A 16061-nucleotide genomic window follows, 5' to 3' on the forward strand; every position below is an offset into this window, starting at 1 on the left:
TGCGAAGATGGCAAAGAAAGTTGTTCTCGGTTTTAGCGGTGGTTTAGACACTACTTTTTGTGTAAAATACCTGGGCGAAGACCAGGGCTACGAAGTGCACAGCATTATTGTAAATACCGGTGGTTTCAGTGATGAAGAATTGAAGAAAATTGAAGAACACGCTTACAAGCTGGGTGTAAAAACACATACAACTGTTAACGCCATAGAAGGATATTACGATCGCATTATAAAATATCTCATTTACGGGAATGTTTTAAAGAACAACACGTACCCGTTAAGTGTGAGCGCCGAACGATTGAGCCAGGCCCTGCACATTGCAGAGCACGTAAAGAAACTAAATGCCGATGCCGTAGCACATGGCAGCACCGGCGCAGGGAACGACCAGGTTCGCTTTGACATGGTATTCCACATTTTGATCCCCGGTGTAGAGATCATTACCCCTATTCGCGATCTGAAGTTAAGCCGTGAGGCAGAAATTGAATACCTGAAAGGCAAAGGCGTGAACATGAACTTCGCCAAAGCCGTTTACTCCATCAATAAAGGCTTGTGGGGTACCAGCGTAGGCGGTAAAGAAACACTTTCTTCAAAAGGCATGTTGCCCGAAGAAGCATGGCCTACCCAGGTTACCAAAACAGGCAGCGAAGAAGTAACACTTCGTTTTGAAAAAGGCGAACTGAAAAAGGTAAACGATAAAGAATTTGCTCACCCCAGCGAAGCCATTCAGTACCTGCAAACAATTGCCGGAGCCTATGGTGTGGGCCGCGATATTCACGTAGGCGATACCATTATAGGCATTAAAGGCCGGGTTGGCTTTGAAGCAGCCGCCCCCATGGTGATCCTGAAAGCTCACCACGCCCTGGAAAAGCACGTGCTTACCAAATGGCAGCTTAACTGGAAAGACCAGCTGGCCCAGTTCTATGGCAACTGGTTACACGAAGGCCAGATCATGGACCCTGTAATGCGTGATATTGAAGCCTATCTCGAAAGCTCTCAGGCTCACGTAACCGGCGATGTATTTGTTCACCTGCAACCCTATCGCTTCCAGATCATCGGTATTGAATCAACCTATGACCTTATGAGCAGCAAGTTTGGCAAATATGGTGAAATGAATACCGGCTTTACAGGCGAAGACGTTCGTGGATTCAGCAAAATATTTGGCAACCAGACCTCGATCTGGAACTCGGTTACAGAAGAGAATAAGAAGAAATAGTTGACGAGGTATAGGTTAGTAGAAAAAGCAGCAAGTTGATAAGGTTGATGGAGTTGATAGAGGGATCGAAGTAAGAATTAAGATGTAGGAAGCAGGAAATTGATTGCCCATTCACCATTGACCATTCACGATTTAATGTAAGTTATGAGTACAAAGATTAAAGTAGGCATAATAGGTGGCGCTGGTTATACCGGTGGTGAGTTGCTCAGGTTACTGATCAATCACCCCCATATTGAGATTGCCTTTATAAACAGTAAAAGCAATGCCGGCAATCCTATTTACCAGGTACATGCCGATCTGGTTGGGGAAACAGACCTTCAATTCTCTGATGACCTTTCTCCCTTACAGGATGGCAGTGTAGATGTTATTTTTCTGTGTGTAGGCCATGGCGATGCCCGCAAATTCTTAACAGAGTATACTGTAAACGACAAAATAAAGATCATCGATCTGTCTCAGGATTTCAGGCTGGCGCCTAAATCTGCTATTGGTAACCGGCAATTCGTATACGGATTACCTGAATTGAATAAAGACCAGATCAAGGGTGCGCAGAACATTGCCAACCCCGGCTGTTTTGCTACCGGCATTCAGTTAGGTTTATTGCCACTGGCAAAAGCCGGTTTGCTGAATTCGGTTTATACCACTGGCATCACCGGTTCTACCGGGGCCGGACAGGGATTATCGGCCACCTCACACTTCAGCTGGCGGGCCAATAATATTCAGGCATATAAAACTTTAACGCACCAGCATTTAAAGGAGATCACGCAGTCATTACAACAATTGCAACCCTCCTTTTCGCCAGTAACAGCCGATGGTTCATCAGAAGCATTGAACTTTATTCCCTGGCGCGGAGATTTCACCAGGGGCATTTTTATCAGCTCACTGGTTGATTGCGACTGGAAACTGGAACAGCTTACTGAATTGTATAAAGATTTCTACATAGGTCAGCCCTTCACCGTATTGAACAAAGGCGAGATCTTTTTAAAGCAGGTAGTGAATACCAATAAATGTATTATTTCACTGGAGAAAGTAGGCAGCAAACTCGTGGTGCACAGCGCCATCGATAACCTTACCAAAGGAGCCTCCGGCCAGGCAGTACAGAATATGAACCTGATATTTGGGTTGGATGAAACTGCCGGGCTGAAATTGAAAGCGAATTATTTTTAATCATAACGGCGGAGTGGGCAACCACGATGTAAACAATTACAACCATGAAACTCTTTGACGTTTATCCGATCAACAACATCGCCATCGATAAGGCTAAAGGCTCTTACGTATGGGATGACAAAGGGGAACAATACCTTGACCTGTATGGCGGTCACGCGGTAATTAGTATTGGCCATACCCATCCGCATTATGTTGAACGACTTACCAACCAGTTAAATAAAGTAGGCTTCTATTCCAATTCAGTTAAAATGCCTTTGCAGGATGAACTGGCAGAAAAACTGGGTAAAATATCTGGCAAACCCGATTATCAGTTATTCCTGATCAGCTCAGGCGCGGAAGCCAATGAAAATGCACTTAAACTGGCCTCTTTCCACAATGGCCGTAAAAAAATAATTGCGTTCAAGAAATCTTTTCACGGACGTACGTCTCTGGCTGTTGCTACCACTGACAACCCGGCAATTGTAGCTCCGGTGAACCAGACATCGAACGTGATCTTTCTTCCCTTTAATGATATAGCAGCGCTGGAAGCCTGTTTCAAAGAACAGGGAAATGAGATATCATCGGTGATCATCGAAGGCATACAGGGCGTGGGTGGCATAAATGTAGCCAGCGAGTCCTTTTTGCAAGCCATCCGTCGCTTATGCGATCAATATGGCTCCGTATATATTGCCGATAGTGTACAATGCGGTTATGGCAGAAGCGGGAAGTTCTTTTCACACGACTTCGCTGGTGTAAATGCAGATATTTACACCATGGCCAAAGGTATGGGCAATGGTTTCCCTGTTGCCGGCATTATCATTGCCCCGCATTTACAAGCCAAACACGGTATGCTCGGCACTACATTCGGTGGCAATCACCTGGCTTGTGCAGCTGCGCTGGCAGTATTGGAAGTAATAGAAAAAGAAAACCTGTTGCAGAACGCTGCCGAAGTAGGTCAGTACCTGATGGAAGAACTTAAGAAGATCCCACAGCTGCAAAATGTACGGGGCCGCGGCCTGATGATCGGGTTTGATGTGCCCGAGCAGTTCAAAGACCTGCGTAAGAACTTGCTGTGGAAACACAAGATCTTCACCGGTGAAGCTAAACCCAATGTGATCAGACTACTGCCTTCCCTGGCCCTGCGCAAAAAAGATGTAGACCAGTTGCTGGAAGCCATCAAAGAAGAAATTGAGGTGAGCACAGAAAGCATCGCAAAATAAATAGAACGAAGGTGATTTGCCAGCAGGTAAATCACCTTCACTTTCATAAGTAACTTTATTATTCATTCTCCTTTCCGCTACAGGCATGAAAAATTTCACAAGTGTACACGATGTGCAGAATATAGATGAGCTGGTAATTAAGGCGCTCTCCTACAAAACAACTCCATTTCTTGACAAATCGTTGGGAGCTGGTAAACGTATTGGCTTATTGTTCCTGAACCCTAGTATGCGTACCCGCCTTAGTACTCAGATCGCAGCACAAAACCTGGGCATGGAACCCATCGTGTTCAATGTTGGACAGGAAGGCTGGGCACTGGAGTTTGAAGATGAAGCCATCATGAGCGGCAGCACCGTTGAGCACGTAAAAGATGCCGCCCCCATCATGGGTAACTATTTTGATATTCTGGCCATTCGTACTTTCCCCTCATTAAAGAACCGGGAAGACGATTACAGCGAACTGTACATTAAACAATTCATAAAATACGCCGGCATTCCGGTGGTAAGTCTGGAAAGCGCTACCCTCCATCCATTGCAAAGCTTAACAGACATCATTACCATTACCGAATGCCTGAAAAAGAAACCCCTGCCAGCTGGCAAAAAGCCCAAGATCGTTCTTACCTGGGCCCCACACGTAAAACCATTGCCACAATGTGTGGCCAATAGTTTTTCCCAATGGGTAAACGCCTGGGGACAAGCCGATTTCGTGATCACTCACCCCGAGGATTATGAGCTGGACGAGCAATTCACTAAAGGAGCTACCATTACACACAATCAGGATGAGGCCTTACAAGACGCCGACTTTGTTTATGTGAAAAACTGGAGCACTTTTAAAGACTACGGTAAGATCTATACCAACGATCCTGAGTGGATGTTGACCAACAAAAAGCTGGCTGTTACCAACAACGCCAAAGTAATGCATTGCTTACCTGTTCGGCGTAATGTTGAGTTGAGCGATGAAATCCTTGATGGTCTCAATAGCATTGTTACCCAGGAAGCCAGCAACCGTGTTTGGGCAGCACAAGCTGTACTCAGTGAAATACTTGAATCGTTAAATAAATAAGCAGCCAGTGTCCACATTATACGTTGTTAAGATAGGCGGTAACATCATCGATGATGAAAAGAAACTATCGTCTTTCCTTAAAGATTTTGCAGCAGTAAAAGGTCAGAAGGTCCTGATCCACGGTGGTGGCAAACTGGCCACCAAACTGGCCGAGCAAATGAACGTTCCGCAGCAAATGATCGATGGCCGGCGGATTACCGATGCAGAGACCCTGAAGATCGTTACAATGGTGTACGCTGGTTTTATTAATAAGAATGTTGTAGCGCAGTTACAGGCCAATAACTGCAATGCTATGGGCTTAACCGGCGCCGATGGCAATGTAATACTTGCCCACAAAAGAAATCACCCCACTATCGACTACGGTTTTGCCGGTGATGTGGATGCCATCAACACCAGCTTGTTGAAAAGTATCCTTGATCAACAGATTGCCGTGGTAATGGCCCCTATTACCCACGACCAAAAAGGGCAGTTGCTGAACACCAATGCCGATACCATTGCGCAGGAAGTAGCCACTTCCCTGAGCGCCCTGTACGACGTTCAGCTGATCTACTCGTTCGAAAAAAGCGGGGTGTTGCTCGATGCCAATGACGACAGCACGGTAATAAAGGCAATTAACCCCGTGTATTACCAGCAATTAAAATCAGAACAAAAAATATTCGCCGGCATGATCCCTAAACTGGATAATGCTTTTGCAGCATTGACCCGTGGTGTAAAGAAAGTGATCATAGGCAAAGCTGAACAGTTAACCGATCTTATCACCGGTAATGCCGGAACAAGCATTGTACATGAGTAATATCAATTTACATACACTGCAGCAAAGCGCTATTGAATTGCTAAAGCAGTTGATCAGCACCCCTTCCTTCAGTAAAGAGGAAGATAAAACAGCTGACATTTTAAGATCTTTCCTTGAAAAACATGGCGTGCAGGTTAAAAACGTTCAACACAACGTATACGCCCGCAATGCCCATTATGATGACAGCAAGCCCACTATCTTATTAAACTCGCACCATGATACGGTAAAGCCCAATAAGAACTATACACTCGATCCGTTTACCCCCATTGAAATAAATGGCAAATTATTCGGACTGGGTAGTAATGATGCCGGGGGGCCGCTGGTATCGTTAATCGCTACCTTCCTGTATTTTTATGATCGTACCGATCTTAAATACAACCTGGTGCTCGCCGCTTCTGCGGAAGAAGAGATCAGCGGGAAAGATGGGATTGAACTGGTTCTTCCTCACATTGGCAATATTGATTGCGCCATTGTAGGTGAGCCCACTCAAATGCAAATGGCGGTTGCCGAACGTGGTTTAATGGTGTTGGATTGTGTAGCCCACGGTAAAGCCGGCCATGCCGCCCGCAACGAAGGCGAGAATTCAATATACAAAGCCATAAAAGACATCGAGTGGTTCCAAAGCTATCAGTTCCCCAAAGTATCTGACCTGCTGGGACCGGTAAAAATGAGCGTAACTGTTATTGAAACTGATAACAAACAGCACAACGTTGTGCCCGCCCATACCAAATTTGTGGTAGACACGCGGGTGAATGAGCTGTACACCTTCGAAGACATTCTGGAAACCATTCATAAAAATGTACAATGTGAGGTAACGCCCCGCAGTACGCGGTTGCGTTCCACTTCAATTGCACTGGACCATCCATTGATAAAATCAGGCATTGCGTTAGGCAGAACATATTATGGTTCCCCTACTACCTCCGACAAAGCCCTGATGCCCTTCCAGGCATTGAAAATGGGCCCCGGTGATTCGGCGCGGAGCCATACTGCGGATGAATATATTTACATAAACGAGATTGTTGAAGGAATTGAATTATACGTGCGTTTATTGAACGAGATCCTTTAGTAACCAGCAAATACATCAACTATGAAACTGTGGAGTAAAGAAAGTACCAGTACATCACAATTAGTAGAATCATTTACAGTAGGAAGAGACAAAGAATTCGACATCCTGCTTGCGAAATACGACGTGCAGGGTTCCGTAGCACATGTTCGTATGCTGGGTGAAGTAGGTTTAATGTCGAAAGAAGAAGCTGATAGCGCTGTAAAAGGTTTGGAAGAAATAGCCACAGACATTGAACAGGGGCGTTTCCAAATCGAAGAAGGTATTGAGGATGTACACTCCCAGGTTGAATTCTTGCTCACCCAACGTATTGGTGATGCCGGTAAAAAGATCCACAGCGGCCGAAGCCGGAACGACCAGGTGGCAGTGGATATAAAATTATACCTGCGTGCCGAAGTGCTGGCAATAAAAGAAGAAGTAAAGCAAACCTTTGATCTGCTGATAGCGCAAAGTGAAAAATTCAAAGACCATTTATTACCCGGATATACCCATCTGCAAATCGCCATGCCTTCTTCCTTTGGATTGTGGCTGGGCGCTTATGCAGAAAGTTTAACTGATGATATGGAACTGCTGGTGGCCGCCTACCAGGTAGCCAATAAAAATCCATTAGGCAGTGGCGCCGGATATGGCTCTTCTTTTCCTTTGAACAGAAGACGCACTACCGAATTATTAGGATTTAAAACCTTAAACTGGAACTCAGTATATGCGCAAATGAGCCGGGGTAGAACGGAGAAAGTAATAGCTACTGCCGTTGCCGGGATTGCCAGTTCCATTGGCCGGCTGGCTATGGATAGCTGTTTATATATCAATCAGAACTTTGGATTTATTTCCTTCCCATCCGAATTAACGACTGGCAGCAGCATCATGCCTCATAAAAAGAACCCTGATGTTTTTGAACTGATCAGGGCTAAATGCAACCGCCTGCAGGCAGTGCCTAATGAACTGGCATTATTACTGGCCAACCTGCCTTCCGGTTATCACCGCGATCTACAGCTGACAAAAGAAATATTATTCCCGGCTATCGAGGAACTAAAAGCCTGTTTGCAAATGACCCGGTTAATGCTGGAGCACCTTTCGGTTAAAAGCAATATCCTGGATGATGAGAAATACAAATACCTGTTTAGTGTAGAAGCAGTGAACGAGCTGGTGAATAAAGGCATTCCTTTCCGCGAAGCCTATAAAGAAGTAGGCAATCAAATAGAGAAGGGCGAATTCAACTTCGATTATAAAAAACAACTCCACCACGTGCATGAAGGCAGCATTGGAAACCTGTGCAATAAAGAGATCGTGGAGGTAATGAATGGAGTGATAAAGAAATTCTAGTTTCAGGTTACAGGTTGCAGGGTCCATATAATCTGCAACCTGTAACTTATACTGTTATCATAAAGATCCTTCTGCAACTCTTATAGGAGTATCCTTTCCCGCAACAATAGAAGTAGAACTAAGCGCGATAGCCCTTATAATGGCCGCCATATTGTTCATATTGAGCGTTTCAATTTCATCTTCCTGGGTGTGATAAAACTTCTCACTATCCATTTTTGACGTAGAGATGGTATGTGCAGGTACGCCTAACCTGGCCAGCGTGGCATTATCGCTTCTGTAAAATAACTGCTGATCAGGGTATGGGTCCGGATAGAATTTAAAGTTGGTCTTTTCCAGGTTCTTCTCCAGGATCTTGCCCATATCGGTTTTCTCGTAACCGGTTATAAAGGCTGAGTTGGCGCCCCATTTACTCTCAGTACCGATCATTTCAATATTGAACATCGCCATTACCTGGTCGGGATTGAAACTTTGGGAAAAGTATTGTGAACCAAACCCACCACTTTCTTCAGCAGTAAATGCCACAAATACCAGGGTGCGTTCGTTATTCTTTTGTTTAGCAAAATAGTTGGCCAGCATGATCACGGCAGTAGTGCCCGACGCATCGTCATTGGCGCCGTTGAAGATGCTATCACCAGCTGCATTAGGACGGCCTACTCCCAGGTGGTCATAGTGACCAGAGAAAATAACATACTCTTCCTTCTTCGATTTGCCTGGTAATATACCTACCACGTTTTTCAGTGATCGGCCATTCACGGTTTGTTTGTACTTGATTGAATATTCACCAGCCTCTTCGGGCGACAGCACCATTACGATATCGCCTTTAGGGGAATACAAGGCACTTTTTTTCATTCTTTCAAACCACGCGCGATGCACTGTATCAACCATCACCAGGTAATTTCCACCCTGGCGCTGTAATTTCATTAATACAACCGGCAGGGTATCCTTAGCATTAACCCGCACCTGCTTATAACCCGATGATTGGTCAATAGTTAATTCTTCTTTGCCAGAAAGCACGCCCACCGTTTTTTCGTCGAGCGGCTTGCCATTCATGGTACCACTCACAGAAACCGGTGTTGTACGTAACTGCGCGAATTGCTGTAAAAAGGAATTGCCACTGGCTGGTTGTAAACCCGCCTTTTTAAATTCTGCGGCAACAAAAGCAGCAGCTTTGTCTATTTCGGGGGAAAATGCCTTACGGCCACGCATGTTATCCGCAGAAAGCGTTTTTTCAATGCGTGCAACTTCTTTGGAGTTGATGATCTTATCAATTGATTGTGAAAAAGCAGTTTGCTTTATCAGGAGTAACAGGATAAAGTACGAGCAGCGCTTAACCATGAATTATTTTTTTAAGAAATTTCGCCTTTTATAAACTCATCATTTCTTTGAACTTCACCGTTTGACGGCGGCTTACTTCTATCTTCTCCCCGCCTTTTAGCTCCAGTAATAACCCACCATTAAAATACGGTTCAATCTTATCTATCAACCGCAGGTTCACAATATGTTTGCGGTTGGCCCGGAAGAATGTTTTCTCATCGAGTCTTTCCTCCAGGGCATTCAATGATTTTAAAATAAGCGGCTTATTAGGCCCAAAATACACCTTGGCATAGTTGCCCACACTTTCAAACAACCTGATGTCAGACAGCTTTACAAACCAGCAACGCTCGCCGTCTTTAACAAACACCTGGTCATTCTCGCTTAAAATGCTGCGGTTAAAGTTTACCGGCACCATGGGGCCCTGTTCGCGTTCTTCCTGCAGGTGCAGTTTTTGAATGGCATCGGCCAGTCGTTTGGGTTCAACCGGTTTCAACAGGTAGTCGAGCGCATTTACTTCAAACGCTTTCAATGCATATTCATCATAAGCCGTGGTAAAAATCACATGCGGCGCTTTATCCAGCTCTGATAACATATCAAAACCGGTTTTTCCAGGCATTTGTATATCAAGAAAAATGAGATCGGGATTTATGTTCTCTATTTTTTCAACGCCTTCGCCAGCATTGCCTGCCTCAGCCACTACTTCAATTTCAGGAAAGTCCATAAGCAGTTTGCGCAGTTCACTTCTGGCCAGCCGTTCGTCGTCGATAATGATGGCTTTAATCATATCTGGTTTTATTTTATTTCAACAGGGATCAGTATGCGGGCTTCCACCAGGTCAGATCCCACTTGCTTTATTTCAAAGTTAGCCTTTTCGCCAAACAATAGTTGCAACCGGTTTTTGGTGCTGAACAAGCCAAAACCATCCCCCTCCTGAACATGCCCATTCAGATAGCCGGTATTCAGCACTATCAGTTCATGAAAGTTCTCGTTAAAATCAGAGATCACCTTTACCACTCCGCCGCCAATTTGTTTGCCGATACCGTGTTTTATGGCATTTTCAACCAGGGTTTGCAGCATCATAGGTGGCACCGGTTGATCGAGGGTATCCTCATCTATCTGGTATTCAATCTTCAACCGGTCTTCAAAACGTATATACTCCAGCGCCAGGTAATCCTTTACAATACCCAACTCCTTTTCAAAAGGCACGGTTTCAACTTTTTCGGCCTGCATGCTGCTTCGTAAAATATTACTGAGCTCGGTGACCGCGTTGCGGGCCCGGTTGGGATTTTCATCAATCAACGCTCTGATGCTGTTAAGCGCATTAAAAATGAAATGAGGGTTAATATGCGCCTTTATGGTCTTCAGCTCCAGCTCTTTTACCAGCGATTCCAGCCTGATCTTATCCAACTGGGCCTGCCGGGTTTTTACAATGTAATGGTAGGCGAAATAGATCAGGTTCCACACAATGATTATGAAAAAATACCCGAGAGAAATACGGATCATTTTGTTCACAAAGGTGAGCACCCGCTGTTTCTCCGACTCAAATTCAAGCCACTCTTCCAGTTTCGCGATGGTGGAGCCGTATACGAGCGTAAACGCAATAGAAAGTAAGATTATGTAAACCACCTGCTCATTCACTGGCTTTTCAACCAACTTATACTTCTTTATGAAAACACGCATTATATGCGTGATAATAAACCCCAATGAGGCCTCAGATACCAGCGTTTGGTAAAAATATGGCTGTACGCGGGTACGCAGGGTAAGATAAAAAAATATAAACAACACTATATAGGCGCTCCAGCCTATGATCTGGCAAAGCCAGTAATATGGGATTCTACTCTTCATCATGCTTGTTGGAACTATAACAAATCTAGGCATTTAGCCCACTCTGGTTTAGTATTTGGGATATATGGCGGTATAAATAGGTTACCGGCACTACAAAGTAGTAAAATTGTCAGGTAATCAGCCCTGTATTTTACAAGCGGCAGTATGGTATTACCCTGGCCTGCTTTTTTGTTCTGTTAAAATATCGCCATTATTAGGGCTCATGATTTAAAGCCGTATTTTTGTTACCAAATTTTCTAATAAAAATGGACATTACACCCGGCCCATTGTTGACGACCATCAATTCCCCAGCCGATCTTAAGCAGTTGACCAGAGAACAGTTACATCAACTTTGTGATGAATTGCGGCAGTACATTATCGATGTAGTTAGTGTACACGGAGGACATTTTGCCGCCAGCCTGGGTGTGGTAGAACTTAGTGTAGCATTACATTACATTTACAATACTCCCTACGACCAACTGGTTTGGGACGTGGGGCACCAGGCATACGGCCATAAGATCCTTACCGGTCGCCGCGATGAATTTCATACCAATCGTAAATATCATGGTATCAGTGGCTTCCCTAAACGCAGTGAAAGTGAATACGATACATTTGGCGTAGGCCATTCTTCCACCTCCATTTCTGCCGCGTTGGGTATGGCCATGGCTGCGAAATACAAGGGTGAGAACCGCAAATCTGTGGCGGTAATTGGCGATGGCGCCATGACGGCCGGTTTGGCGTTTGAAGGAATGAACCACGCCGGCGTAGCCGATTCTGACGTACTCATTATCCTGAACGATAACTGTATGAGCATTGACCCCAACGTGGGTGCGCTCAAAGAATATCTTACCGATATTACTACCTCTCCTACCTATAATCGCCTTAAAGATGATATTTGGAAGGCGTTGGGCAAATTACCTGTTGGTAAGAACTTTACCCGCGAAATGGGTAGTAAGCTGGAGCACAGTATCAAAGGTTTCCTCAACAAAAGCAGTAACCTGTTTGAAGCATTGAAGCTTCGGTATTTTGGTCCTATCGATGGCAATAACATCACCAAGCTGGTAGATACTCTGGCGGATCTGAAAAAGATCCCCGGGCCCAAATTGTTGCACGTGATCACCACGAAAGGAAAGGGATATGCCCTGGCCGAAAAAGAACAAACACTGTGGCATGCACCCGGTTTGTTTGACAAGATCACCGGTGAAATTTATAAAAAGAAATACGAAACACCACAACCGCCCAAATACCAGGATGTATTTGGACATACCATCATAGAACTGGCTGAAAAGAACGACAAGATCTTTGGCGTAACGCCAGCCATGCCTTCGGGTTCTTCGCTTAAGTTCATGATGGATAAAATGCCCGACCGCGCTTTTGACGTGGGCATTTGCGAACAACATGCGGTTACCCTGAGCGCCGGTATGGCAACCCAGGGTATGCGCGTGTTCTGTAACATCTATTCTTCTTTCATGCAACGCGCCTATGACCAGGTGGTACACGATGTAGCCATTCAAAAACTGCCGGTAGTAATGGTGCTCGACCGCGCCGGACTGGTTGGTGAAGATGGCCCTACCCACCACGGTGCGTATGATATTGCCTATATGCGCTGTATACCCAACCTGGTTATCAGCGCCCCCATGAATGAAAGCGAATTGCGTAACCTCATGTATACCGCTCAGCTGGATACTATGGAGTGGCCTTTCGTGATCCGCTATCCGCGCGGACAGGGTGTAATGCCTGACTGGAAAACGCCATTTGAAGAAATCCCTATCGGTAAAGGAAGAAAGATCAAGGATGGTCAGGATATTGCCATTCTTTCTATCGGTCACCCGGGCAATTTTGTTACAACCGCCATTCGTGAATTAAAAATGGATGGCCTGAACCCTGCCCATTACGATATGCGTTTTGTTAAGCCGCTCGATGAAGCATTGTTACATGAAGTATTCAGCAAATACGATAAGGTGCTTACCGTAGAAGACGGTACAGTTACGGGTGGTTTTGGCAGCGCCATTCTGGAGTTTATGGCTCAACACAATTACAAAGCCGAAGTGAAAATATTAGGTATACCCGATGCCATTGTTGAACATGGTACGCCCAAAGAATTGTATCACGAATGTGGTTACGATGCACCGGCCATTGCCATTGCAGTACGTGAAATGATGAAGGGAAAGGTTAGCGTAAGTCAGTTATTAGGTTAATCTCTTTTAAAATACTGGCTCTTGTGAGCCAACTTGCTGTTACAGGTTCCAGGTTACAGGGTCTCTATAAAACAGGCCTTGAAACTGGAACCTGTAACTTTTATTTAACATCCCATGGTTCGTTTTCGATATGGATTTCTGTTATGTTAGCGTCTCCGCTCCATAACCCTGCAATATGAAACGAATCCTGTTCCTTTCCCTGGCGCTGTTGTTTGGATGTACCATAACTGCTGCAGTTTGGTATTATACCAGGCTCAAACCCCGCAGCCAATCGGTCCACAGCATAACAGCTGTTTCAAACAGGCAATTAATGACCCGGTTACATGGGTACGCAAATCCCTTGCTGAGCTACGCCAAACAACACAAGTATAATACCAGCACCTGCTTTCTGGTTGATATGAGCATTGAATCGGGGAAGAACCGGTTCTTTGTATATGACCTTAAAAAGAATGCGGTTGTTGATGCCGGACTGGTAGCACATGGCCGATGTAACAATAACTGGCTTACCGGCCGTAAGTATGGAAATGATGTTGGTTGCGGCTGCACATCCCTGGGAAAATATAAGATCGGGAACCCGTATACAGGAAGATTTGGCAGAGCGTATAAATTACATGGACTGGATACGACCAACAGCAATGCATTTAAACGTTTTGTAGTACTGCATTCTTATACGGCTGTTCCAAATGCCGAAGTTGATCCGCTGCCTATTTGCCAAAGTGATGGATGCCCCATGGTATCAGCAGCATTTTTACAAAAGCTGGGGAAGCTGATTGATCAATCACCCAAACCGATACTGCTGTATATTTTTGATAAAACCAGTGAGTTGTGAGTGGTGAGTTGACCTGTAAGAGCTTGTCCGCCTTTGGCGGATGCGCCATCGGGTCCAGCACTTATAGAATGATCATGCACTCCTGACAGGTCAACCAAAGTTCATGGACCTGTCAGGTCAGCAGATTTTAATATTATAAAACAGATTCTGGTTGTCTGTCCGGATCATCATCAGGATTAATAGGCGGTTGTATGGGATCAACATCCTGTTCCCAATTTTCGTTCAGCTCCACCATAAAGTTATTACGGCCTTCGCCAACCATAATGGTCATGTACTTCATTTGAACCAGTTCCAGCATGGAAAGGAAAATAAAGATGGCATGTATGCGGTCCTGACAAACATCGAATAGCTTTTCAAACGACATTAACTTTTCCCGCTTCACGGTATCCAGTGCGTACGAACGGGTTTCATCCATGGTATACTGATACTTCACCACGGTATGCACCGGTTTTACGTTCCGCTGATTAACCTTCTTCATTACCTTTTCAAATGTTTTCATCAATTTGAAAAGAGTAATAGTTTGAATTTCAGTTCCCTCCCCGTTCTCTTCCCCAATTTGGGCAATCTCTTTTGCCAAATTACCCCGGCGCACCATCAGCATACGAATGGCTTCCATTTCAGCCATTTTTGCCGATGCTTCTTTAAAGCGTTTATATTCAAGGATCTTGTCAACCAGTTCCTGACGGGGATCTATTTCATTGCCCTGTGCATCCAGTTCTTTACGTGGTAGCAACATCCTGGCTTTGATCCGCATCAGGGTGGAAACGAATAAGATAAACTCGCTCGACAATTCAATGTTCAATTGTTCCTGCCCATGAATATATGTAAGGAAATCTTTTATGATATTGCTGATAGGAATATTATAAATATCCAGTTCATCCCGCTCAATAAAGAACAGTAACAGGTCGAATGGACCCTCAAACTGCGGCAACTTGATCTGATACGACGGTTGTTGATTCACTTGCAAACTTTTTTAACCTGTAACCCTCTGCCAGCTGGCGGAGGAAGCCAACAAACGTACGCCAAAAAAACAATTGGAGAAAATTACAGTCCTCCCCTGGCTCATTTTGTATATAACTTGTGAAAAGGAAGGGCTTCGTATGCCCGCTTGTACTTCAACTCCGCTCAAAATCACCGGATTAGAATTTTCGCTGGTAGCCAATGCCAATGAATTGCCTCACTTGCAACCGGGCTGAATTCTTATCTTTTCCAAAGCTCTTTTGATCATCATCATAAATAAAATCGGCCCCTATATTAAAACCGAATCCTTTGTATACATTCATGCTCAACAAATTGGTCATGAAAAGATCTATATTCTGTGGGTTGTGTTTATAATTGGAGAACAGATCGAACTTGGCTTTGTACGTCAAATTTTTAATTATTTCCCTATTTACTGTAGCTGATAAATAAGCACCAACCTCATTGCGGACTGTTTTGCCCGAATCTACCCCATATGCTCCTTTGGCCGATAATTCATCATCATTCACTATGACCCAGCGACTGGTTATGGGTGAAAGGAAGAGCGAAAATGTAGGGCTCGGCTTCCAGTCCAACCCCGCAGCAACGATCACATACGCCGGGGCCAAAAAATTTGACGTTTTTATCTTGGTGGTATCATTGGGATAGGTATACCCTTGCGTAAACTGCGACCGGAAATTAAACAGACCGGTCAGGAATATATGATCAAATAACAAGTAACCATACTTCGAAATAGCATCGATGCGGTCGTTGGTTTTACGCGTACCCAGTGAAGTGGAATTGATATAGCCCAATTCCAGGTCAATGGAATTATCCCAGGAATGCCGGTCTTTTTTATAAAACGCATGTGCGTTAAATAATCCATTGCTGTTGAGAGAGAACTGGTCGCCACCGGCCGCCCAGTTGGTGAGCGATGTTTGGCCTAATGTTATATTGAACATGCCACCCGTTTTCCAGATTTTAACCGTAGTGTCACTTTCGTCTTTCTTGATCGTCTTTCCTGATTCACCCATTAATTCCTGAACGGTTTTGTCTTGTGCAATACTGGTAACTGTTATACCAACAGCTACAACGGCCAGCGCCAGCTTCTTCATATTATTAATTGA

At 44.7% G+C, this 16061-nt stretch carries 14 protein-coding genes; 9 read left to right on the forward strand and 5 right to left on the reverse strand.

All coding sequences use genetic code 11. The features are described 5' to 3' along the window. Positions 1–7: 7 nt before the first annotated feature. The 7 genes from argG to argH all read left to right on the forward strand — a co-directional run bounded on the left by argG (position 8) and on the right by argH (position 7812). On the forward strand, positions 8–1210 hold the full coding sequence (gene argG, locus J7I42_RS02580) for an argininosuccinate synthase (RefSeq protein WP_209137207.1): 1203 nt from the start codon (positions 8–10) through the stop codon (positions 1208–1210). Between the two features lie 144 nt (positions 1211–1354). Continuing rightward, positions 1355–2374 carry an N-acetyl-gamma-glutamyl-phosphate reductase gene (gene argC, locus J7I42_RS02585; RefSeq protein WP_209137208.1) on the forward strand — a complete coding sequence of 340 codons (1020 nt, stop codon included), beginning with the start codon at positions 1355–1357 and terminating at the stop codon, positions 2372–2374. Positions 2375–2418: 44 nt separating this feature from the next. Further along, complete coding sequence (locus tag J7I42_RS02590) at positions 2419–3573, forward strand: aspartate aminotransferase family protein (RefSeq protein ID WP_209137209.1); 1155 nt, start codon at positions 2419–2421, stop codon at positions 3571–3573. An 85-nt stretch (positions 3574–3658) separates the two neighbouring features. After that, the gene (locus J7I42_RS02595) at positions 3659–4633 is read left to right on the forward strand and encodes a Rossmann-fold NAD(P)-binding domain-containing protein (RefSeq protein WP_209137210.1); all 975 of its coding nucleotides are present in this window, start codon (positions 3659–3661) and stop codon (positions 4631–4633) included. A 7-nt stretch (positions 4634–4640) separates the two neighbouring features. Beyond that, positions 4641–5426 (forward strand): acetylglutamate kinase, encoded by a 786-nt coding sequence (gene argB, locus J7I42_RS02600; protein ID WP_209137211.1) that lies wholly within the window; start codon positions 4641–4643, stop codon positions 5424–5426. Next, positions 5419–6492, forward strand: coding sequence for a M20 family metallo-hydrolase (locus J7I42_RS02605; protein ID WP_209137212.1), 1074 nt, complete (start codon positions 5419–5421; stop codon positions 6490–6492). Before argB ends, J7I42_RS02605 begins: the two co-directional genes overlap by 8 nt. Before the next feature lie 21 nt (positions 6493–6513). Next, positions 6514–7812: an argininosuccinate lyase gene (argH, locus tag J7I42_RS02610; protein ID WP_209137213.1), complete on the forward strand. Its 1299-nt coding sequence runs from the start codon at positions 6514–6516 to the stop codon at positions 7810–7812. 57 nt (positions 7813–7869) lie between these two features. Here the strand turns inward: argH and J7I42_RS02615 are convergent, their stop codons facing one another. Genes J7I42_RS02615 through J7I42_RS02625 form a run of 3 tightly spaced genes read right to left on the reverse strand, consistent with a single transcriptional unit; the run spans position 7870 to position 10974 of the window. After that, positions 7870–9147 carry a M28 family peptidase gene (locus J7I42_RS02615; protein WP_209137214.1) on the reverse strand — a complete coding sequence of 426 codons (1278 nt, stop codon included), beginning with the start codon at positions 9145–9147 and terminating at the stop codon, positions 7870–7872. 28 nt (positions 9148–9175) lie between these two features. After that, on the reverse strand, positions 9176–9910 hold the full coding sequence (locus J7I42_RS02620; RefSeq protein ID WP_209137215.1) for a LytR/AlgR family response regulator transcription factor: 735 nt from the start codon (positions 9908–9910) through the stop codon (positions 9176–9178). An 8-nt stretch (positions 9911–9918) separates the two neighbouring features. Beyond that, positions 9919–10974: a sensor histidine kinase gene (locus J7I42_RS02625; RefSeq protein WP_209137216.1), complete on the reverse strand. Its 1056-nt coding sequence runs from the start codon at positions 10972–10974 to the stop codon at positions 9919–9921. Between the two features lie 242 nt (positions 10975–11216). On the opposite strand from J7I42_RS02625, the gene dxs reads away from it, so the two are divergent. Both dxs and J7I42_RS02635 read left to right on the forward strand, forming a co-directional pair. Then, positions 11217–13148: a 1-deoxy-D-xylulose-5-phosphate synthase gene (dxs, locus tag J7I42_RS02630; protein WP_209137217.1), complete on the forward strand. Its 1932-nt coding sequence runs from the start codon at positions 11217–11219 to the stop codon at positions 13146–13148. A 175-nt stretch (positions 13149–13323) separates the two neighbouring features. After that, complete coding sequence (locus J7I42_RS02635; RefSeq protein ID WP_209137218.1) at positions 13324–13977, forward strand: murein L,D-transpeptidase catalytic domain-containing protein; 654 nt, start codon at positions 13324–13326, stop codon at positions 13975–13977. Between the two features lie 133 nt (positions 13978–14110). Here the strand turns inward: J7I42_RS02635 and J7I42_RS02640 are convergent, their stop codons facing one another. After that, positions 14111–14938: a segregation and condensation protein A gene (locus J7I42_RS02640; RefSeq protein WP_209137219.1), complete on the reverse strand. Its 828-nt coding sequence runs from the start codon at positions 14936–14938 to the stop codon at positions 14111–14113. Between the two features lie 178 nt (positions 14939–15116). Continuing rightward, a complete protein-coding gene (locus J7I42_RS02645; RefSeq protein ID WP_209137220.1) occupies positions 15117–16049 on the reverse strand; it encodes a DUF3078 domain-containing protein in 933 nt (310 codons plus the stop codon). Positions 16050–16061: the final 12 nt, after the last annotated feature.

Origin of the sequence: Niastella soli (assembly GCF_017742245.1) — a bacterium.
GTDB lineage: Bacteria > Bacteroidota > Bacteroidia > Chitinophagales > Chitinophagaceae > Niastella > Niastella soli.